The sequence below is a fragment of the Allobosea lupini genome (assembly GCF_900109525.1).
Classification (GTDB): Bacteria; Pseudomonadota; Alphaproteobacteria; order Rhizobiales; family Beijerinckiaceae; genus Allobosea; species Allobosea lupini.
On record NZ_FOAN01000004.1, the window covers coordinates 331,648 to 353,391 of the forward strand.

At 64.9% G+C, this 21,744-nt stretch carries 16 protein-coding genes; 5 read left to right on the plus strand and 11 right to left on the minus strand.

Annotation, left to right across the window (positions count from 1 at the left end):
• Positions 1 to 217: 217 nt before the first annotated feature.
• Both BMZ21_RS14250 and fdxA read right to left on the minus strand, forming a co-directional pair.
• Positions 218 to 991 carry a ferredoxin--NADP reductase gene (locus BMZ21_RS14250; protein ID WP_091835346.1) on the minus strand — a complete coding sequence of 258 codons (774 nt, stop codon included), beginning with the start codon at positions 989 to 991 and terminating at the stop codon, positions 218 to 220.
• A 60-nt stretch (positions 992 to 1,051) separates the two neighbouring features.
• Positions 1,052 to 1,381: a ferredoxin FdxA gene (fdxA, locus tag BMZ21_RS14255; RefSeq protein ID WP_091835349.1), complete on the minus strand. Its 330-nt coding sequence runs from the start codon at positions 1,379 to 1,381 to the stop codon at positions 1,052 to 1,054.
• 151 nt (positions 1,382 to 1,532) lie between these two features.
• Here fdxA and BMZ21_RS14260 point away from each other — a divergent pair, with 151 nt between their 5' ends.
• The 3 genes from BMZ21_RS14260 (at position 1,533) to BMZ21_RS14270 (ending at position 6,994) form a co-directional block, all read left to right on the plus strand.
• A complete protein-coding gene (locus BMZ21_RS14260) occupies positions 1,533 to 2,729 on the plus strand; it encodes an amidohydrolase family protein (RefSeq protein WP_091835352.1) in 1,197 nt (398 codons plus the stop codon).
• A 252-nt stretch (positions 2,730 to 2,981) separates the two neighbouring features.
• Complete coding sequence (locus BMZ21_RS14265) at positions 2,982 to 3,473, plus strand: (2Fe-2S)-binding protein (protein ID WP_091835355.1); 492 nt, start codon at positions 2,982 to 2,984, stop codon at positions 3,471 to 3,473.
• On the plus strand, positions 3,470 to 6,994 hold the full coding sequence (locus tag BMZ21_RS14270) for a molybdopterin cofactor-binding domain-containing protein (protein WP_091835358.1): 3,525 nt from the start codon (positions 3,470 to 3,472) through the stop codon (positions 6,992 to 6,994). Before BMZ21_RS14265 ends, BMZ21_RS14270 begins: the two co-directional genes overlap by 4 nt.
• A gap of 82 nt (positions 6,995 to 7,076) precedes the next feature.
• On the opposite strand, the gene BMZ21_RS14275 is transcribed toward BMZ21_RS14270, so the two are convergent.
• Positions 7,077 to 8,435, minus strand: coding sequence for an esterase-like activity of phytase family protein (locus BMZ21_RS14275; protein ID WP_091835361.1), 1,359 nt, complete (start codon positions 8,433 to 8,435; stop codon positions 7,077 to 7,079).
• A 153-nt stretch (positions 8,436 to 8,588) separates the two neighbouring features.
• Between BMZ21_RS14275 and BMZ21_RS14280 the strand changes: the two genes are divergently transcribed.
• The gene (locus tag BMZ21_RS14280) at positions 8,589 to 8,810 is read left to right on the plus strand and encodes a hypervirulence associated TUDOR domain-containing protein (RefSeq protein WP_091835364.1); all 222 of its coding nucleotides are present in this window, start codon (positions 8,589 to 8,591) and stop codon (positions 8,808 to 8,810) included.
• A gap of 59 nt (positions 8,811 to 8,869) precedes the next feature.
• Here BMZ21_RS14280 and BMZ21_RS14285 read toward each other — a convergent pair whose 3' ends face one another.
• Positions 8,870 to 12,316 (minus strand): class I SAM-dependent DNA methyltransferase, encoded by a 3,447-nt coding sequence (locus BMZ21_RS14285; protein ID WP_091836064.1) that lies wholly within the window; start codon positions 12,314 to 12,316, stop codon positions 8,870 to 8,872.
• 139 nt (positions 12,317 to 12,455) lie between these two features.
• On the opposite strand from BMZ21_RS14285, the gene uvrB reads away from it, so the two are divergent.
• A complete protein-coding gene (uvrB, locus tag BMZ21_RS14290; RefSeq protein ID WP_208862282.1) occupies positions 12,456 to 15,131 on the plus strand; it encodes an excinuclease ABC subunit UvrB in 2,676 nt (891 codons plus the stop codon).
• 13 nt (positions 15,132 to 15,144) lie between these two features.
• On the opposite strand, the gene BMZ21_RS14295 is transcribed toward uvrB, so the two are convergent.
• From BMZ21_RS14295 to BMZ21_RS14325, 7 genes are all read right to left on the minus strand, one after another.
• The gene (locus BMZ21_RS14295; RefSeq protein WP_091835367.1) at positions 15,145 to 16,116 is read right to left on the minus strand and encodes a DarT ssDNA thymidine ADP-ribosyltransferase family protein; all 972 of its coding nucleotides are present in this window, start codon (positions 16,114 to 16,116) and stop codon (positions 15,145 to 15,147) included.
• Positions 16,101 to 17,018, minus strand: a complete 918-nt coding sequence (locus BMZ21_RS14300; RefSeq protein WP_091835370.1) for a macro domain-containing protein — start codon at positions 17,016 to 17,018, stop codon at positions 16,101 to 16,103. The genes BMZ21_RS14295 and BMZ21_RS14300 overlap by 16 nt, the downstream gene beginning before the upstream one ends.
• 923 nt (positions 17,019 to 17,941) lie before the next feature.
• Complete coding sequence (locus BMZ21_RS14305) at positions 17,942 to 18,211, minus strand: hypothetical protein (RefSeq protein ID WP_091835375.1); 270 nt, start codon at positions 18,209 to 18,211, stop codon at positions 17,942 to 17,944.
• Positions 18,212 to 18,307: 96 nt separating this feature from the next.
• Positions 18,308 to 19,039: an ABC transporter permease gene (locus BMZ21_RS14310; RefSeq protein WP_091835380.1), complete on the minus strand. Its 732-nt coding sequence runs from the start codon at positions 19,037 to 19,039 to the stop codon at positions 18,308 to 18,310.
• Positions 19,040 to 19,068: 29 nt separating this feature from the next.
• Complete coding sequence (locus BMZ21_RS14315; RefSeq protein WP_091835383.1) at positions 19,069 to 19,815, minus strand: ABC transporter permease; 747 nt, start codon at positions 19,813 to 19,815, stop codon at positions 19,069 to 19,071.
• Positions 19,816 to 19,818: 3 nt separating this feature from the next.
• Positions 19,819 to 20,661 (minus strand): ABC transporter ATP-binding protein, encoded by an 843-nt coding sequence (locus BMZ21_RS14320; RefSeq protein ID WP_091835387.1) that lies wholly within the window; start codon positions 20,659 to 20,661, stop codon positions 19,819 to 19,821.
• Complete coding sequence (locus BMZ21_RS14325; RefSeq protein WP_091835391.1) at positions 20,658 to 21,647, minus strand: ABC transporter substrate-binding protein; 990 nt, start codon at positions 21,645 to 21,647, stop codon at positions 20,658 to 20,660. The genes BMZ21_RS14320 and BMZ21_RS14325 overlap by 4 nt, the downstream gene beginning before the upstream one ends.
• Between the last annotated feature and the right edge of the window lie 97 nt (positions 21,648 to 21,744).

The following is a 21,744-nucleotide window of genomic DNA, read 5'->3' on the forward strand; positions in this document are numbered from 1 at the left end:
GGAAGTGATTTGCCGGACAGGTAGCAGGCCAGGGCGCATTCGGCAAAAGCCGGCACACGCTATCCCCTCTCCCCTTGCGGGAGAGGGTTAGGGTGAGGGGTCTCGCGACGCGGATCGTAAGCCCGGCGCCGCTTGCCCGAACTTCAAAGACCTGAGCGACCCCTCATCCGGCCCTTCGGGCCACCTTCTCCCGCAAGGGGAGAAGGGAAGGAGCGTATCAGCGCTCCGCAAAAGCCTTCTCGATGACGTAGTCGCCGGCCTCGCCGTGATTGCCTTCCTCGAGACCGCGCTCCTCGAAGATCTGCTTGAGGTCGACCAGCATCTGCGGGCTGCCGCAGAGCATGAAGCGGTCGCCGGCCGGATCGAACGGGCCGAGGCCAGTGTCGCTGAAGAGCTGGCCGGAGGTGATGAGGTCGGTGATCCGGCCGCGGTTGCGGAAGGGCTCGCGCGTCACGGTCGGGTAATAGATCAGCTGCTCGCGGATCATCTCGCCCAGGAACTCGTCGTTGGGCAGTTCCTTCTGGATGCGCTCGCCATAGGCAAGTTCCGAGACCTGGCGGCAGCCATGCACGAGCACGACCTTCTCGTAGCGCTCATAGGTCTCGGGATCGCGGATCAGCGACAGGAAGGGAGCCAGGCCCGTGCCGGTGCCGAGCAGGAACAGGCGCTTGCCGTCCTTGAGATTGTCGAGCACCAGCGTGCCCGTCGCCTTCTTGCCGATGATGATGGGATCGCCGACCTGCAGGTTCTGCAGGCGCGAGGTCAGCGGGCCGTCCGGCACCTTGATCGAGAAGAACTCGAGGTTCTCGTCGTAATTGGTGCTGGCGACGCTGTAGGCGCGCAGCAGCGGCTTCTCGCCGACCTTGAGACCGATCATCGTGAACTGGCCGTTCTTGAAGCGGAAGGTCGTGTCGCGGGTCGTCGTGAAGCTGAAGAGCGTATCGGTCCAGTGATGGACGGAGAGGACGCGCTCCTCGTAGAAATTGCTCATCTCGTCGATCCTCAGATAGTCTAGCGATTTAGCAGATTATCGGATGCAGGCCACCCAATATCACATTGCCGGACGTTCGGAAAGCAGGTCGATCTTGTCCGGTATTCCCTTCCAGTCGTCGGCATCGGCCGGCGGCTCGCTCTTCTGCGTGATGTTCGGCCAGAGCGGCGCCAGCCGGGCGTTCAAGGCTAGCCACTGCTCGGCACCGTCGGCGCTGTCGGCCACGATCGCCTCGGCCGGGCATTCCGGCTCGCAGACGCCGCAGTCGATGCATTCGTCCGGGTGGATGACGAGCATGTTCTCGCCTTCATAGAAGCAGTCGACCGGACAGACCTCGACGCAATCCATGTACTTGCAACGGATGCAGGCGCTGGTGACGGCGTAAGGCATGCGCGATCCTTGCTGCTTGACAGCCGGGTCCGGACGGGGCAGAAATTCATTCGTATACAAACAATATCTCGCATCCTCCGGCGCTTGTCAATCAGGCTCGTGGCGATGAGGATGGCGGCGGATTTCGGACAACGACGACAGGGCGGATACGATGGCTGAACAGCAGGCGACGACGGTCAGCAGCACCCACAAGCTGGTGGTGAAGAATATCGGCCTGATGCTCTCCGGCGACATCGAGCGCCCGATCCTGGAGGCCGACACGCTCGTGGCCATCGGCGGCCGGATCGCTGCGGTCGGCCGCTTCAAGGATCTCGACACGGACGGGGCCGACACCGTCGTCGACGCCAATGGCACGGTGCTTTCGCCCGGGCTGATCGACAGCCATGTCCACCCGGTCGCCGGTGACTGGACGCCGCGCCAGAACCAGCTCGGCTGGATCGATTCGACCATGCATGGCGGCGTCACCACCATGATCTCGGCCGGCGAGGTCCACACCCCCGGCCGGCCGAAGGACATCGTCGGCCTGAAGGCGATGGCGATCTATGCCCAGCGTGCCTTCACCGCCTTCCGCCCCGGCGGCGTCAAGATCCATGCCGGCGCGCCGGTGATCGAGCCCGGCATGGTCGAGCAGGACTTCAAGGACCTGGCGGATGCCGGCGTGAAGCTGCTTGGCGAGGTCGGCCTCGGCGGCGTCAAGGACGGCGCCCGGGCGAAGGAGATGGTGGCATGGGCCCGCAAATACGGCATCCAGTCGACCATCCACACCGGCGGCCCCTCGATCCCCGGCTCCGGGCTGATCGGCGCCGACGTCGTGCTGGAAGCCGATACCGACGTCGTCGGCCACATCAATGGCGGCCACACCGCCTTGCCGGACAAGGAGATCCGCTGCATCTGCGAGGGCTGCAAGCGCGGCCTGGAACTCGTCCATAACGGCAATGAGCGCGCCGCGCTCTACACGCTGCGCGTCGCCCGCGAGATGGGCGAATTGCAGCGGATCATCCTCGGCACAGACGGCCCGGCGGGCTCGGGCGTGCAGCCGCTCGGCATCGTCCGCATGGTCTCGATGCTGTCATCGCTCGGCGATGTCCCGGCCGAGGTCGCGTTCTGCTTCGCCACCGGCAACACCGCCCGGATGCGCAGCCTCGATTGCGGGCTGATCGAGGTCGGGCGCAGCGCCGACTTCGTCTTCATGGACAAGGCCCAGCACTCGGCCGGCCGGAACTTCCTCGACTCGATCCAGCTCGGCGACCTTCCCGGCATCGGCATGATCGTGATCGACGGCATCGTCCGCAGCGGCATCAGCCGCAACACCCCGCCGGCGGAGAAGATCCCGTCGGTGGGGCACTGAGAGCCATCTAGCCGTCATTCCCGGGCGAAGCGAAGCGCAGACCCGGGAATCTCAGGACGAGAAGGCGCTACCCGGAGCCTCTTCCGGTCTGAGATGCTCGGGTCAAGCCCGAGCATGACGGAGTGGGCCTCCCCAACAAGATCCCGCTTGCCGCGCGCTTCAATTTATCCTTATTCTCATTCGTATACGAACGATCTCGGTGGCCGTGACGATCAGGACGATCAGGCGCGCCTCGCCCCGCCTGGGCGAGTCATGAGGACGACGAGGCGTTTTTCGCTTCGCGTCAACGGCGCGAACCATGAGGTCGAGGGCGAAGCCCAGACGCCTCTGCTGTTCTTCCTGCGCAACGACCTATGTCTCAACAGCCCGAAATTCGGCTGCGGCCTCGGCGAATGCGGCGCCTGCACCGTGCTGGTCGACGGCCAGGCAGCGCGCGCCTGCGCCCTGCCGATCCGGTCAATGGAGGGCCGTGAGATCGTCACCCTCGAAGGCCTTGGCAGCGTCGATGCACCGCATCCGCTGCAACAGGCCTTCGTCGACGCGCAGGCGGCCCAGTGTGGCTACTGCATCGCCGGCATGGTGATGACCGCGAAGGCCTTCCTGGATGTTCGGCCTGATCCGAGCGAGACGGAAGTGCGCGAGGCGCTGCGCCATAACCTTTGCCGCTGCGGCACCCATGTCGAGATCGTCAAGGCGGTCCTGCTCGCTGCCGAGCGCGGCCGGCAGGACGCGGCGGCGTCATGAGCGAGCCCCTTTCCCGCAAGGCACTGTTGAAGCGCGCCGGGGTGATCGGCGTGGTCGCGCCGCGCAAGGGGGCAACTGCCGACGCCGCGCCCGAGGACGGGCTCGACCTGCATGTCTGCCTCACGGCGGAGGGCCGCATCCTCGCCTTCAACGGCCATATCGACCTCGGCACCGGCATCCGCACCGCGCTCGCCCAGATGGTGGCGGAGGAGCTCGATTTCCCCTTCGAGGCGGTCGAGATGGTGCTCGGCGACACCGCCGATACGCCCGATCAGGGCGCGACCATCGCCAGCGAGACGATCCAGGTCACCTCGCTCGCGATCAGGATCGCGGCGACGCAGATCCGCGCGAGGCTGATCGCCCTTGCGGCCACCGCCTTGTGCTGCGCCGAGGACGAGATCGCGCTCAGCGACGGCGTGATCTCGCGCAAGGGCGAGATGGCGCCGGCCATCGCCCTCGACACGCTGCTCGCCAATGAGCGCATCCTGCTGCCGCTGGCCGGGAGCGCTGAGTTCAAACAGGTCGACCAGCACAAGCTCGTCGGCCGTTCGGTCGCCCGCGTCGACATCCCCGCCAAGGTCACCGGCAGCTTCGCTTACGTCCACGATGTCCGCGTGCCGGGCATGCTGCATGGCCGGGTAGTGCGCCCGCCCTATGCCGGCATGGATGCCGGCGATTTCGTCGGCAGGAGCCTGATCGCGGTCGATCGCGATTCGATCGCCGACGTGCCCGGCATCCGTGCCGTCGTGATCGAGGGTGACTTCATCGGCATCGTCGCCGAGCGCGAGGAATGGGCGGCCGAAGCCGCGCTCAAACTCAGGACGCAATGGCGCGAGTTCACCCCGCCGGACCTCTCCGATCTCGGCCAGGCGCTGCGCACCCACCCTTCGACGCCGCGCCTCCTGGCCGAGGAAGGCGATGTCGATACGGCGCTTGAGAACCTAGAGACGCGCCTCGACCGTACCTATGTCTGGCCCTACCATATGCATGGCTCGATCGGCCCGTCCTGCGCCGTCGCCGATGTGCGCGCGGACGGCATTACCGTCTGGACCGGTAGCCAGAATCCCTATCCGCTGCAGAACGACCTGGCCGTGCTGACAGGACTGCCGAAGGAGCGGATCGACGTCATCCGCTTCGAGGCCGCCGGCTGCTATGGCCGCAATTGTGCCGACGACGTCGTCGCAGATGCAGTGCTGCTCTCGCGTGCGGTCGGCGCCCCAGTGCGGGTCCAGCTCACCCGCGAGCAGGAGCATCTCTGGGAGCCGAAGGGCGCCGCCCAGCTGATCGACATCAAGGGCGGGCTCGGGCCGGGCGGTTCGCTGAAAGCCTACGACTTCCACACCTGGTACCCGTCGAACGCCGCGCCGACCCTGGCGCTGCTGCTGACCGGGCGCATCCCGAACCAGCCAGCGACGCTCCGGATGGGCGATCGCACCGCGCTGCCGTCCTACACTTATGAAAACATGCGGCTGACGGCCTATGACATGCCGCCGATCGTGCGCGCGTCCTGGCTGCGCGGCGTCTCGGCCATGCCGAACGTCTTCGCGCATGAGAGCTATATCGACGAGCTCGCGCATGAAGCCGGCGTCGACCCGGTAGAGTTCCGCCTGCGCCACATCAATGACGAGCGCGCCGCCGAGCTGACGCGGGCGACGGCAGAGCGCGCGAACTGGCAGCCGCATGTCGGCCCGCGCCTGGAGCAGGACGGCGACATCATGCGCGGGCGTGGCTTCGCCCAGGCGCGCTATGTCCATGGCGGCTGGCCGGGTGTCGGCGCCGCCTGGGCCGCCTGGGTCGCCGATGTCGCGGTCAATCGGACGACCGGCGAAGTCACCGTCTCCCGCGTCACCGTCGGCCAGGACACCGGCATGATGGTCAACCCGGCCGGGGTGACGCACCAGATCCATGGCAACGTCCTGCAATCGACCAGCCGGGTGCTGCGCGAGGAGGTGACGTTCTCGCAGACGACCGCCGTCGCCAGCCGCGACTGGGGCTCCTATCCGGTGCTGAGCTTCCCGGAGCTGCCGGCGATCGACGTCATGCTGATGGAACGGCAGAATCTGCCGCCGATGGGCGCGGGCGAGTCGGCCTCCGTCCCGAGCGCGGCGGCGATCGTCAACGCGGTCTATGATGCGACCGGGGTGCGCTTCCGCGAATTGCCGCTGACGCCCGAGCGCGTGCTCGCCGGCCTCAACGGCGCACCGCTGCTGAAGGGGTCGAAGCCCGAGCCGAGCAAACGCCTGCCCTGGTGGGGCAAGCTCGGCGCTGCCGTGGCAGGCGCCGCGACCTTCGCCGCGGTCTCGCTCGCCGTCGCACCCGCGATCGCCCCGATCGCCCGGCCTGATCCGGCGACCTGGTCGGCGGCGACGATCGAGCGCGGCCGCCAGCTCGCAGCGCTCGGCGCCTGCGCGACCTGCCATACGGCTAAGGACGGCGTGCCCTATGCTGGCGGGCTCAGCTTGCCGACGCCGTTCGGCACGGTGATGACCACCAACGTCACGCCGGACGTAGAGACCGGCATCGGCAGCTGGTCCTATGCCGCCTTCGAGCGGGCGATGCGCGCCGGCCTGCACCGCGACGGCCGCCAGCTCTACCCGGCTTTTCCCTATCCGAGCTTCGCCAAGGCGAGCGAGGCCGATCTGCAGGCGCTCTATGCCTTCCTGATGTCGCAGCCGGCGGTGCGGCAGGAGAACGAGCCGAGCCGGCTGACTTTCCCATTCAACCTGCGCCCGCTGCTGGTCGGCTGGAACCTGCTGTTCAACCGTGGCGGTGAGCTGAAGCCCGATCCCGCCCGCTCGGCCGAGTGGAATCGCGGACGCTATCTCGTCGACGGGCTCGGCCATTGCGGCGCCTGCCACACGCCGCGCAACGCGCTCGGAGCCGAGAAGGCCGGCAGCGCCTATCTCGCCGGCGGCGAGGCGGAAGGCTGGGAGGCCCCGGCCCTGACGAAGCTCTCGGCCGGGCCGATTCCCTGGAGCGAGGCTGAACTCTACGCCTATCTCAAGACCGGCACCTCGCAGCATCACGGCGCAGCTTCCGGGCCGATGGCGCCAGTGATCGCCGAGCTGAAAGAGCTGCCCGACGCCGATATCCGGGCGATGGCGACCTATCTGGCTTCGCTGAGCGAGCCTCTCCCTGCGGCCGAAGCCGAAGCGCTGGTAGCCCGTGTCGGCGAGCAGACGGCGCGGGCGACAAACCCTGCTACCTCCCCGGTCGCGCGCCTCTATGAGGGCGCCTGCGCCGCCTGCCACGAGACCGGCCGCGCCGCGCCGCTGCTCAATGCCGGCCCAATATTGGGCCTCTCGTCCAAGCTCCATGCCGCCACGCCGACCAACCTGGTCAACATGCTGCTCGAAGGCGGCCAGCATGGCATCGGCTCGATGCCGTCCTTCGCGACTGCGCTCGACGATCGCCAGCTCGCGGATCTCGCAGCCTATCTGCGCGGCCGCTTCGCGCCCGAGAAACCGGCCTGGAACGGCATCGAGGATGCGATCGCGAAGGCGCGCAAGTCAGCGCACTGAGCGCCGGACTGCAACGAAAAGCCCCTCTCCTGCGAGGAGAGGGGTTCGAATTGTCGCCAGAAGGTCTGCCTGGGCTCGCCGCTCACTTGGCCGCAAGCAGGTCCTTGACCTGCAGAAGCACCAGCTCGTTGTCGTCAGCCTTCTTCGGATCGCGCGACGAGGAGAACGGCAGGTTGTTGTCGTTGCCGACGACGATGATGCCGCCCGCGAGATCGACAACGTCGACGTTCTCGATGGTGAAGAACGGGAAGGGCAGCACGCCGTCGATCGCACCCTGCTTCGCCTTCTTGTCGGGGTCGGCGATCTTCATCAGGTCGATATAGCCGATCTTGCGTACGGGCTTCCCGACATTGGCGTCGGTCATCTCGATCTTGACGATGCGCTTGAACCTGGCGAGGTCGTGGAAGCAGTCCGGGCCCTTCTGACTGGGCGCGCAGGCGCGGTCGGCGGTGCCTTCACCATTGTCGCGCTCGATGATCAGCGCTGTGGTGCTGTCGATCATGTTGAAGTCGCCGATGGCGAGGCCCTTCTGCTCGAGCGGGAAGAACCAGGAGCGGCCGGTCCACCTCTCGTTCTGCACGTCGAATTCGAGGATGCGCAGCACCTCCTTGCCGTCGACCTCCTCATTGCCCTTGGTTTCGGCATTCCAGAGCGGGCCCTCCAGCAGCGGGTAGAGGAAGCGGCCGTCCGGCGACTGCGCCATGCCCTCATAGCCCTTGGAGCGGCGGACGTTGAACTCGACGGGCAGGTTCGGCGCGCTCGGCGTCGTCACGGCGTAATGGTCGGGCGAGCGGGCCGGCTTGCCGTCGACCGTGGTCTCGAACACGGCCTCGACCTTGCCGGTGGCGTCGACGCGGATCAGATAGGGGCCGAACTCGTCGCCGATCCAGAACTTGCCGCCGATCGGCTGGATCGACTCGGGATCGAAATCGGCGCCGGTCAGGTAGCGCTTCTCGGTGCCTTCATGGACGATGCGGAACGGCACCTTCTTGTCGGGGTCGTGCAGGAAGGTGGTCGACAGGCGCTCGATCTTGCCGCCCTCGAAATCGGCCTTGAGCTTATGGAAGAACAGCATCGCGTCCGGCGAGTTCGCCTTGGCGCCGAAGCCGTTGTCGGTCAGCACCAGGAACTCGCCATTGCCCAGCGAGCGGATGCCGGAGAAGCCCTGCACCGGCTGGCCGGCGAAGGGGGTGGAGAGCCCGGTCGGGCGGCCGCCCGAGGTGCCCATCACCGTGCCGACCTGCTCGATGCGCTTGCCCGGCGTTGTGAACTTGCCGGAGACCTTGAGGTCGCCCGGGGCATCGGCCGGGGCCGGGATGATGGTGTTGGCCGGCAGCAGGGCATGGCCGACCAGCTTGGCCGGAAATTCCTTTGGCGCATCCTGTGCGCCGGCGAGCATGGTCGAGGAGAGCAGGAGGGCGGCGGCGAGGCGCAGGCGCATGGCGTGAAGCTCCGGTTTCGGGGAACAGCGGGACGGCCCCGCTTCGCGTCCGGAGTTTGCAGTCGCGCGACAGCGCCGTGACGCTCGCGTGACGGGGCGCCTGAACGAAAGCGCCGTTCCAGCGTTTCGCAGGCACCGAAGGAGAGCTGCGAAGTGACCACGGCATACAAGGCTGGCACCGACGTGACCTGGCGCTGGGGCGCTCACACCGCCAGGGGCCGCATCGAGCAGGTCTTCACCGAGCCGGTGACCCGCACGATCAAGGGCACCGAGGTCCGCCGCAACGCCTCGCCGGAGAACCCGGCCTATCTCGTGACGCAGCCGCGCGGCGGCTACGCGTTGAAATCTCACAGCGAGCTTGAGAAGGACGGCTGAGCATCTGCCGGCGGCCGGGGTCGCATCGCTTGGTGGCGTTCGCGCTGCCAGCGCGATCGTCAGCCGGTCGCGAGGAAGCGGCGCACGAAGCTTCCTCCTCCGTCCATGGTCGAGGCCTCGCCGACGCGCGCGAGCGATATCAGGATCGCCGCGATGGTCCCGCGGACCTTGAGCCCCTGCCGGAAGCGCTGCGCGATCGCGGCGGCGTCGAGCGGCATGGTCGCGGTCGCCAGCACGGCCAGGACGGCCGCCACCCGCTCGACCGGCTGGGTCGGGAAGACCGGCTTGGCGCTGCGGGGCGCCGGCAACGACAGCAACTCGGCCACCTCGATCTGCTCGTCGACCGCAGCCTCCCGCCCGAAGCGCGGGCGCTGATAGTCAGGCCGCAGCCAGCGCGTCGTTCCGCGTTCCTCCTCGCGGGCCCGGTCGCGGTTGAGCGCGACCAGCATCGCCAGGATCGTCTCGTCCTCGGCGTCCGCCGGCAGCCCGTAGGCGGAAGCGACCGCCGCGTCGATCGCCTCGTGATGCTCGTTCAGGATCAGCACCAGCCCGCGATCGCGGATATCGGCCTCGGTGCTGGACAGCGGCCTGCCGGCGAGGATCGCCTCGCGGACATTGTAGAGCCGGGTCAGCGTCAGGTTCGGGTGCCGCTCCAGCACGTCCTTGCGAAGCGCGTCGAGCGCCTCGGCCGATGCGCGGATCACCTGCTTTTGTGTCTCAGCGACCTCGGGGAACGGGAAGGGATCGAAGCAAAGCGATTTGGAATAACGCGGATCGTTGCCGATGCCGAGCCAGCCGCCGGCTTGCAATGCCCAGACGCAATGGACACGCGAGGACAGCACGCCGAGATGGAAGGCGTCCGACAATGAGACAGCGACCAGCATGTTGTCGGGCAGGATGCTTGCGTCGAGGAACTGGAAGACGCGATGCTTGGCCGTTTCGACGGTAGCGATGTAGCGCTGGAGGCCGGCGAGAGCCGGACGTAGTTCCTTGCGGGGCTCGCCGAACAGCCACCATAGCTCGCGATAGCTCGCCCGGTTGTTGGCGTCGCGCCCGACGAGTTGCCCGCTCGCGTCCCTCTCTTCCTTCACCCTCAGCTTGACGTGCTGATAGACCTCTGGAAAGCGCTCGCGTACTTCGGTCGCGGTCAGCCCGAACAGGTCGATCGCCATGACGTCGCGCGAATGCGCCGTCAGGTCGCGTCCATTGCGATAATGGCGGATATGATCGTCGAGGCCCGGCCGTCTGCCGAGCCCGAGCGCTTCGGCCTCGGCAGGCGTGACGATGAAGCCGGCACCATGCAGCTTCACGCCCGGCGAGCACAGGCCCTCGTTCGCGAGCAGACGCGTGGTCCGGGTGACGTCGGTACCGATGCTGAGATCGGAGTTGATCACCCCCAGCCGCTCGCGCACATCCACGCGCGGCTGGTCGGTATCGAGCCCGGATTCCGCGATCACCTCGAGCAGCCGCCCTTCCCGCCGACCGGTCTCCGCGACGGTCATCGCGATCCTGACGGCTGCCGCATCCTTGTCCGCCTTGGTCCAGGGGTGGTCGGCGATGGCGAGCAGCAGAGAGATGGGCTTCTTCGCGCCAAGGTGCCGCTCGACCACGCGGCGCTGGAACAGCTGGGTGATCGAGTTGGTGGTGACGAAGCCAAAGCGCCGGAGCTTCGTCTCGGGCATGACCAGCAGCTCGGCCGCCCGGTCCCACCAGTACATGACGAGGTCGGCACTCTCGTTCATCTGCGGATAGGCGGCGCGCAAAGCGCCCACATAGCTCTCGCCCAGTCGCCCGCGCAGATCCTTGCCACCGATGAAGGGGGGATTGCCGACGATGAACTCGACCTCCGGCCAGTCCGGGCGGCGCGGATTGCGTGGCGTGACCTCACGCCCGCCTTCGACGAGGGGCACCGGCCAGTCGTCCCAGGCGAGCAGGGCATCGCCCGGGACGATCTGGGTCAGCTCTTCCAGGATCGGCTCTGTCGGCGCGAAGGCACGGGTGCGCAGATGCCATTGCAGATAGCCGATCCAGAGCATCAGGTCGGCGATCGCGACGGCGCGGCGATTGGCGTCGATACCGAAGAATTGCCAGGGCCCGACGCCGCGCGCGCCGAAGCCGCCGAGCTGTTCCGTCGCCCCGAGCTCGGCGGCGACTTCCAGGACTTCGCCTTCGAGCCGCTTCATCAGGTCCTGGGCGACATGCAGGAAGTTGCCGGTTCCGCAGGCCGGGTCGAGCACGCGTGTGTTGCGGAGCTGGCTGTTGAAATCCTCGACAAGCGCGAGCGCGCTCCTCAGGCTGCCGGCGTCACGGGCCTGCTGCGCCGCAGTCAGCACGTTGCGCCAGTCGTCGCGCAGCGGAGCGATCACCGTCTCGACGACCAGGCGCTCGACATAGGCGCGCGGCGTGTAATGCGCGCCCAGCCTGGCCCGCTCGGCCGGCTCCAGCGCCTGTTCGAGCAAGGTTCCGAAGATGGCGGGATCGACCAGGCTCCAGTCATGCTCGGCGGCCGCGAGAAGCTCGGCGATGCCGTCCCGGCCCAGCGCGAACACTTGCGGCTCGGCGAACATGCGGCCGTTGAAGCGCTTCAGCTCGGCGCGGACGGCGGAGGAGTAGCGGCCGAGATCCATGGCGCGCCAGAGATCCTCCACCAGCGGCTTGAAGCTCTTCGGCGCCTCCAGGCACTCGCGCAGCAGCCGCTTGAAGCTGTCGGCCGGGATCAGGCGGACATCCTCGGCGAACATGGTGAAGACGCAGCGCATCAGGAACAGCGCGACGTCTTCCGGATCGTGACGGCGCTCCAGCGCCTTGGAGACCAAAGCGAGGCGCTGGGCGATCTGGCGCGTCGCCAGGGCGGCCTGGCGGGACGGATCGAGCGAGGTGGGATCGCTCCAGATGCGCGCGATCCCGGCCCGGATGGCGGGATCGCGCAGGTCCTCGAGATAGACCCGGAAGCGGTGCCTGTCCGGGAACTGGGCATAGTTCTTCCCCTGCCCGGAGAAGTCCGCGTAGAACTCGAAACAGTGGCCGACATCGCAGAGGATGACGAAGGGCGGCCAGCCATGCGAGGCGGGCAAGGCGCGGCAATACTGCTCCGCCTGGCGCTTGGCGTTCAGCATCATCACGTCGAGGCCCCGATCGGCGCCGCGGCGCCCTCGCGGCGCGCCGGCCGGCTCGTCGTCGGTATCGCCGGCGGGCAGGATTTCCTTGGGCTGGCCCCTCAGCCGACTCTGCTTGGCCTCCATGACGAAGCAGCGCTTCCGATAGAGGTCGATCCGTCCAGTCGTTCCCGAGCCGTCCGGTCCTGACAGCCTCACCGGGTATTCGAAGCGGTAAGCCACCGCCTCGACGTCGCTTGTCGGCGGCTGCGGGCGCTCCATCCGCAGCAGCTCGCAGAACTCGCCGATGAAGGACGGGAATGACGCCCGTTCCGCGCCTTCCGAGATGCGCCAGCGCGCGATGAAGGCTTCGACCTCCGTCGCACCGGGCGCGCACCCATCCCCGACCATCTTCACTTCTTCCGAGTGCAGTTTATGGTTAAATCAACCTAAGGTTGAATATTCCTTCCTGTCAACTCCTGTCACCAACACGTCGCCTTGCGCGCTGCACCCCCTCGCATCCGCCGCAAATCGCTCCCATATTGCGCTCATGCCAAAGAGCACCGATACGACCGCCGCCAAGCCCGAAGTCGCGACCAGGCCGGCTGCGAAGAAATCCGCTGCGACCCGCACGCCCAATTCCAAGGCGACCAAGCCGGATCTCAAGCCACTGGACGGGTATCTCGCCGACCTGCTCAACCCGGCGATCAATCGCGGCAAGGCGGTGCCGGGCGGCGCAGCCGGCTTCAGCGATGCGCCGCAGGCCGGCTACGAGGCGCGCCCGGGCGATGCCGGCGAGGCGAAGCCGCGCAAGCTCTCCAAGAAGGCCGATGCCGCCTTCGATCCCGACAGCGACAGCGCGGCGTCGCTGACGGCGAAGTCGCTGCAGGCGCTGCTCGAGACCGGCAGCCCCTTCATCGAGCCCGGTAAGCCCTGGACGCCGCACCGGCCCGAGCGCCCCGAGAAGTCGGAAGGCGGCCTCCGCTTCCAGATGAAGTCGGATTTCGAGCCGGCCGGCGACCAGCCGACCGCGATCGCCGATCTCGTCGACGGTATCAGGCGGCAGGAGCGCGACCAGGTCCTGCTCGGCGTCACCGGCTCGGGCAAGACCTTCACCATGGCCAAGGTGATCGAGGAGACGCAGCGCCCGGCGCTGATCCTGGCGCCGAACAAGACGCTGGCGGCCCAGCTCTACGGCGAGTTCAAGAGCTTCTTCCCCGACAACGCGGTCGAGTACTTCGTCTCCTATTACGACTATTACCAGCCGGAGGCCTACGTCCCGCGCTCGGACACCTATATCGAGAAGGAATCCTCGATCAACGAGCAGATCGACCGCATGCGCCATTCGGCGACGCGTTCGTTGCTCGAGCGCGACGACGTCATCATCGTCGCCTCGGTCTCCTGCATCTACGGTATCGGCTCGGTCGAGACCTATACGGCGATGACCTTCTCGCTGAAGCTCGGCGAGCGCATCGAGCAGCGCCAGTTGATCGCCGACCTCGTGGCGCTGCAGTACAAGCGCACCCAGCACGATTTCGCCCGCGGCTCGTTCCGGGTGCGCGGCGACACGGTCGAGCTCTTCCCGGCCCACTATGAGGACCGCGCCTGGCGCATCGGCCTGTTCGGCGACGAGGTCGAGTCGATCTCGGAGTTCGACCCGCTCACCGGGCAGAAGACCGGCGAGCTCGAATTCATCAAGGTCTACGGCAATTCGCACTACACCACGCCGCGCCCGACGCTGAACCAGGCGGTCAAGTCGATCAAGCAGGAGCTCAAGGGGCGGCTCGACGAGCTCAACCGCATGGGCCGCTATCTCGAGGCGCAGCGGCTCGACCAGCGCTGCACCTTCGACATCGAGATGATCGAGGCGACCGGCTCCTGCAACGGCATCGAGAACTATTCGCGCTATCTCACCGGCCGCAAGCCAGGCGAGCCGCCGCCGACCCTGTTCGAGTACCTGCCCGACAACGCCCTCGTCTTCACCGATGAGAGCCATGTCACGGTGCCGCAGATCGGCGCGATGTACAAAGGCGACTTCCGCCGCAAGGCGACGCTGGCGGAATACGGCTTCCGTCTGCCCTCCTGCATGGACAACCGGCCGCTGCGCTTCGAGGAATGGGACGCGATGCGCCCGTCCTCGATCCATGTCTCGGCCACGCCCGGCGGCTGGGAGATGGACCAGACCGGCGGCGTCTTCACCGAGCAGGTCATCCGCCCGACCGGGCTGATCGACCCGCCGGTCGAGATCCGTCCGGCCAAGCACCAGGTCGCCGACCTCTTGGACGAGGTCAAGGAGGTCACCGAGAAGGGCTACCGCACCCTCGTCACCGTGCTGACCAAGCGCATGGCCGAGGACCTGACCGAATACCTGCACGAGAACGGGGTGCGCGTGCGCTACATGCACTCCGACATCGACACGATCGAGCGCATCGAGATCCTGCGCGACCTGCGCCTCGGCGCCTTCGACGTGCTGGTCGGCATCAACCTGCTGCGCGAGGGCCTCGACATCCCCGAATGCGGCTTCGTCGCCATCCTCGACGCCGACAAGGAGGGCTTCCTGCGCTCCGAGACCTCGCTGATCCAGACCATCGGCCGTGCCGCGCGCAATGTCGACGGCAAGGTCGTGCTCTATGCCGACCATGTCACCGGCTCGATGGAGCGGGCGATGGCCGAGACCAATCGCCGGCGCGAGAAGCAGGAGGCCTACAACGCCGCCCACGGCATCACGCCGCAGACGATCAAGCGCGCCATCGGCGACATCCTCGGCTCGGTCTATGAGCGCGACCATGTCACCGTCGACAAGGGGCTGGTCGAGGGGCCGGTCGCCGGCCACAACCTCAAGGCCGCGATCGCCGATCTCGAGAAGCGCATGCGCGAGGCCGCCGCCGACCTCGAATTCGAGACCGCCGCGCGCCTGCGCGACGAGATCAAGCGCCTGCAGGCGACCGAGCTCGCCATCGCCGACGACCCGCTCGCCCGCCAGAGCGATGTCGAGGGCAGCGCCGGCAAGTATCAGGGCGAGCGGTCCTACGGCGCCTCGGCCAACCTGCCGACCCGCGCCCGCAAGCCGACCGACGCCGATATGGGCCCGCACAACTGGGGTGGGGGCGAAGGCAAGCCGAAGGCGAGCGTGGCGCGGCCGAGGAAGCCGACGCTCGACGAGATGGGGCCGGTGCCGGAAGCGCGGCCTAAGGGGGCGGGGGAGAGGCGGAGGCGGGGGAGGTGAGCGATTGGTTATGTTAACCGAAAACCGACGATTTCTGGTTGCTTAAATTGCCTTGGAAGGCCAGAACGTCCTCAATCTTAATTTCCCATACGGCATCTGAGTCGTCGTTAAAATTAATGAAATTAACAATGGTATCTCGTAACATGTAGCGATTGTTGTATCGCCTTATCACTCCATTTCTACAATTTTGTATTATATCTATAAGATAACTTCCGTCTGGGGACGCGTTTCTAGGCAAATTAAAACCTAATTTCAGCTCGGTTGCCGAGGAGCTAATATCATTAAGATACATACCCCAGTGAAGAAACAAAGAAGATCGCAATTGCTCAACAATTAGGCGGTGCGGACATGGTATTTGTCCTTGAGCCAGTTTATATCTAAAGGTTTCCATGTCCCATTTAGTTCGGAAAGCGAGCCCAACGAGGGCGTCGAGATCAATTCGTCCGATAACAGCAACTTCTGCCATTCGGCAATTGTGTATATGATCTCGGTTATAAATATCCGTCGCAGAGTCGTGGTAAATATAGTTAAATTCTAATTGATCAAATGCGGCGTCACCATTCATAAATTCTTGTGATCTTTGTACATTTCCAGAGCTAAATACAGCATCGCATCGACTTATTACACGAGAAAAATCAAACAAAAACATTACAGGAATCGACATATGTGAATCGGCTCTATTGTTGTCTGCTAAATGCTTTATGCCCTCTGTTTTGAGATGAAATCCATTCTTGGGTCTAAAATACAAGCGAGCATAATCATGAGAACCCTCATAATTCGCTAGCGCGCCCTGATTCGCTACGTCGTGAAAATTTGCAACACGGTTTCGGCACGATAAAAATCCGTCAGAAACAATTCTTATTGCATTATCGACGTGTGTCGCATGATAAAGATATCGCGGCCAGTCCTTTCTTTCTTTCGAAAAAGAAAGGCGTGCGCATTGTTCGGTGACATGGCGATTAGCGCGCTCTAAAGAGATAGACACTGCTGCTGTTCCGAGTCAGAATTTTTACCAACTACGACCTTACCTTGTGTGCGGTCTGATCGTTTAATATAGAGTCCGTGCGCTGGGATATTCGCATTCCATTGCGGTTTATTTATCTCGGCTACATGTATGTAGGGTAGCTCTGAGAGTATGCTAAATAGGTACGATTTCGATTTCTGAGAATCCCTTCCGGGAAACTGATCAACTGACAGAATTCCTGATTGTAGAGAAACCCATGCCCATTCAATATGTTCAGGGCGAATCACATCATGGCCGCTTGAGCGATCAATGAGGATGCCGCCGTCATCGTGCCAGCTGGCACAAAATCGAGATCTGCCCTTTAGTGTCAAAAAATTCCCAGATGTAGACCGCATCTGATCCCGAATATCGACGAGAAACTCCTCGAATGTTGTCGGTATTCTATCGACGTGCTTCTCCCTATGCTCAGGAACAAAGCCTCTTGTGACTTGCTTGTCATGAACGTAAACTTGAATATCAAGTTTGCTAAGATACCGCTCCATAATAGGTTTCACTTCTAACCAGTCGAGATTTCCATTCCCACAACCAAGTGGAGGAAAGGAAATCGAAGAAATCCCCATATCTTTGTAAGATTCTACAAATGTATCAAGACCAGAGGTTATGTATTCAATTTTGGAAGGGTTTTTCCAAGTTGTTTTTGTAGGGAAATTTAAAATCCAATGGTCGTTATCTTTCCATAGATGTAGTTTCCCGACATCCAAAGTGCCGGATTTGCATATCTCTCTATATGCTAGAAACATTTTAGGGTAACGCTCACGGAACTGGAGCGCGATACCCTTTCCCATGACACCGACGGTATTAACGGTGTTCACCAATGTTTGTGCTGGCGAGTCGAACAAATTCGTTCTCACATACGTCAGCATGATTTCTCCCGATTCGAAACATTCTCAGCGCCGCAAAAAGGTAGCGCAGTCCGCGACGACAGACCATATGATTGCGACCTCTAAAGGGCTGCGGCGCGGAACGCGGCACACCAGAGATTCGACATTCTTCTATAAATTGCATTCGTTGTGGGCATCTCAGTGGCAGCCGCGTATCTGGCGGCATGGATGGCATGCGACCAGAGACGAGCGTCGACGCCGACCTACGGATGTGGATAATCGGGATAAGCCCAACCATAACGGTAGAGGCTATTCGGGGATAGGCCGCAAACTTATCCCCGCCCTCCGAACCTCCCGTATGATGCCGCGCATCCCATCCCCGAGGGGCGGCCGACCGGAGGCATGTCGTTTGGCGGGGTGGGTGCGGCGCCTGCGGGCGAGGGTTGCGCCTCGCTCCCGGGAGGCTTCGGGAACCGACCTGGAGGCACTACGACCTCTGCGCGAGGAGCTCGCTAGACCGCGCCGGCTCACGCCGGCGCGACAGAAGCGCGGCCCGGAGCTTTAAAATCGCCGCCAAGCGGAGCGCCACGGGGCGTGCGGATGGTGGCTCAATCCATCCGCGCCGCGTCCGTAGCTCACGGAAGCGGATACCAAACCAGCGCCTCGCGGCGCTCCGCTGCCCCTCATTTGCGACAACGCCCGCAGGCTGAGCCTGCGGGCGGGGAAAAGCTTGGGCGCGGGAAGCGCGGGGAACCCCGCTCCCATCCGGGAGAAGGAAGGGTCTGGTTTCCAACGCCTCCCAACGTCATGCTCGGCCTTGTGCCGAGCATCCGCGTCCTGCGGCGCTGACGGCATGCCTTCGCTGCGGGCGTCGTGGCTGACCGCTATCCTGCAAAGGCGTGGGATGGCCGGGCCATGACGGGAAGAGTGCCGTTACCGCCCGCGAAACCTGGCGCCGCGAGGCCTCAGAAGCCCTGCGGAAGTGTGCCGCGGCCATAAAGCTCGCCCTGCCCGGCCCCGCTGCCGAGGCCGGAGCGGACATAGGCCGGGCCGCCCTCGCGCGCCGGCGGCAGGCCAAGCTGGAGATCGCCGCTATCCGGCGGCGGCGCGTTCCGCACCACCCGCGTGCGCATCACCGGAGCAGGCTCCGAGACGGGGATCGGCTCCTCGCGCGAGACGCAGCCGCCAAGCAGGGTGACGAGGACGGCAGCCGCGCCCAAATGATAGCGGTTCATGGTTTTTCCAATGCGGGAGGCGCGGGCGACCGCAGCCGAGTCAGTCCGGCGCAACCTGCATGACCCACGCAGTCCACGCAAGCGCCCAAACGAGCCCTAGCGGTGCGTCAGCCGCCGGTCGAAGCGCATCATCAGCGCATTGCAGGTCACCGCGAAGACGGTCAGCAGCAGGGCGATCGCCATGATCGTGTCGATCTGGCCGAGATTGATCGCGCTGGTCAGCAGGAAGCCGAGGCCGCGCTGCGAGGCGAACATCTCGCCGATCAGCACGCCGAGCAGTGTCAGCGAGAAGCCGAGCCGAACGCCCGAGATGATCTCGGGCAGGATCGCCGGCATGATCACGGTGAAGGCGTTCTGCACGGGCGAGAGCCGCATCACCTGCGAGGTCCGGCGATAGACCGGCTTCATCTGGCGAATCGCATTCATCGAGAACAGCGTGATCGGAATCAGCCCATGCATCACGCCGAAGGCGATCTTGGCGGAGATGCCGAGGCCGAAGCAGAGCAGCACCAGCGGGTATAGGACGACCTTGGGGATCGAGTAGAGCGTCGTCAGGATCGGCTCGGCGACATTGCCGGCGAGCTTGCGCACCCCGAGCACGATGCCGAGCGCGATGCCGCCGAAGAGCGAGATCGCGAAGGCGGCGACGAAGGCCCGCATGGTCTCGGAGATGTTGAGCCAGAACTCGCCGGTCACGAGCAGGGACGCGAGCTTCGCGACCGTCGCCGCCGGCGAGGCCAGCGAGGAGGCGCCGACCAGGAGATGCAGGCCCTGCCAGAGGACGAGGAGAGCGAGGAGGACGACGAGCGTCCCGGCGGAGCGTGGCATGAGAGCAGTTGCAAGGCTTGGCATCGGCATCACCTCTGCCTGCGCGCCTGGAGGCGCCGGTCGATCACATTGAGGAAGGTGTTGACCACGGTGACGACGATGAGGACGAGCAGCATCAGCGCGTACATGTGCCCGTTCTCGAACAGGTTGTAGGCATAGGCGATGGCATAGCCCACACCGGCGCCCGACAGGATGAACTCCGAGGCGATCACGCCGATGAAGGAATAGGCGACCGAGAGCTTCACCCCGGTGAAGAGATAGGGCGTCGCAGCCGGCAATTCGATCAGGAGCGCGGTCTTGATCCGCGACATCCGGTAGATCTGGCCGGTCTTGCGCAGCACGCGCGGGATGCGGTCGAGCCCGTTCAGGGTCGCAGTCACCATCGAGACGATGGCTAGCAGCACTGCGATCGCGATGATCGAGGCCGAGCCGACGCCGAACAGGGTGATGAAGATCGGATAGAAGACGAAGGTCGGGACGGCGTAATAGCTCGCCAGCAGCGGCTCGATCGCATTGCGCAGGCCCGGCAGCGAATAGATCACCACGCCGGCGGCGAAGCCGAGCAGAACCGAGAGCACGGTCGAGATCGCGATATTGGTGAAGGTGATGCGGATATCGGCCGAGAACTGCCCGGAGGCGAGGATCCTGCCGAGCTCGACCACCATGTCGGATGGGGCGATCATCACCATGCGCGGGATGATGCCGATGCGGCAGAGCGCCTCGACCAGCAGGATCATCGCGGTGACGACCGCAACGCGCAGCCATTTCTCGGACATGGCTCAGGCCTTCCCGGCCGACATGATCTTCAAGGCCTCGATCCGGAGCTTTTCCCAGAGGCGGGCGGTGATGTCGCCGAAATGCGGGGTCGAGACGACGCGGCTGTCGCGGTCCCGCTCCCAGCCAGTCTCGACGAAATCGATGAAGGTGCCGGGCCTGGTCGACATCACCCCAACGCGGTCCGACAGCATCGCCGCTTCGTCGAGCGCGTGGGTGATGAGCAGCACGGTGGCGGAGGTCTCGCGCCAGAGCCGCAGCAATTCGTCGCCCATCAGCAGGCGGGTCTGCTGATCGAGCGCGCCGAAGGGCTCGTCGAGCAGGATCAGGCGCGGTTGCAGCACTAAGGTGCGGGCGATGCAGACACGCTGGCGCATGCCTCCGGAGAGCTGCGCCGGATAGGAGGCGGCAAAGTCCTTCAGCCCCATGAAGCCGACGGCGTAGTCGACGCGGCGGTTGATCTCGGCCGGATCGACGCCGGCCCGGCGCAGGCCGAAGGCGACATTGTCGCGGACATTGAGCCAGGGGAAGGAGGCGTCCTCCTGGAAGACGACGCCGACGCCGTCGGGCACGCCCTGGATGGGCTTGCCTTCGAACTCGGCCGTGCCGGCTTGCGGGGCGCTGAGGCCGGCGAGGATGTCGAGCAGGGTCGACTTGCCGCAGCCGGACGGGCCGACCACCGAGAAGAACTCGCCCTTGGCCAGATCGAGATCGACCGGGCCGAGCGCATGCAGGGTCGATTTCGGGAGATCGAAGACGCGGGTGACGCCGCGCAGCCTGGCATGGGCCGGGGCGGCGGCAGCATGGGGCGCGAGCGGCACGACCTTGGCCCCCGATGCCGCGCTCATTGCTTCGCCTGGAGGTCGGCGGGCAGATACGATTTGTCGAGCACGGTCGCCCAGTCGACGTCGCTCTTGACCTCGCCGATCAGCTTCAGGCCCTCGACCATGCGGTTGAGCTCCTCGACGTTGAACTCGCCCTCGCTCCACATCTTCGGCGGGATCATGTTGTCGACGGCTTCCTTGGCGATCGGCGCGTCGAGCTTGTAGAGCTTCTCGATGATCTTGGCGGTTTCGGCCGGGTCCTTGTAGATCGCCTGCACGCCGGCGCGGCGGCCGGCGATGATCGCCTTGAGCTTCTCCGGGTTTTCCTGCGCGTATTTGCGCGTGGTGATGCCGACCGAGGTGGTCATCGGCTTCAGGACGTCGCCGGCCTTGTAGAGCGTGCGGTACTTGTCCTTGCGGATGATCGAGAGCGGCTCGATCAGCACCGAGCCGACGACGGCGTTCTGCTCGAGCATGGTCAGCGCCGGGACATAGCCGCCGGCAGCGACGCGCTGGACTTTGCTCTGGTCGACGCCCTTCTCGCGCAGCACCATCAGGAGGAGCATCTCGGAGACGGATTTCGGCGAGGTGATCGCGACCTTCTTGCCCGCGAGGTCCTCGACGCCCTTGAGCTCGGAGTTCGGCATCACGACCATCGAGGCCTCGGCAACGCTGCGCGTGCCGGTGTTGACGATGATCAGGTCGAGCCCCTGCGCCTTGGCGGCAAGCGCGGCGGAGACGGCGACCTCACCATAGGGAGTCGCGCTGGCAAGGATGTTGCGCACGGTGGTGCCGCCGCCGCCCGAGCCGATGATGCCGGTGATGTCGATGCCGGCCTGCTTGAACAGGCCCTTCTCCATCGCCACCGCATAAGGCCCGCCATAGAGGCTCGCACCCCATTGGGTGACCGAGATCTCCTCGGCGCGTGCCGGCGCCTGCAGGGAGAGCACGGCCGCAGCGGCGACGGCCGCGAGACGATTGAACGGAGTCAGGCCAAGCCAAGCGGTCATGTCACTCTCCCATTATGGCTGGCCGCCGATCGTTATCGTTGCAGCAGCCGGACATTCACATCCAAATTTCATTTGTATGCAAACAACGATCTCAACG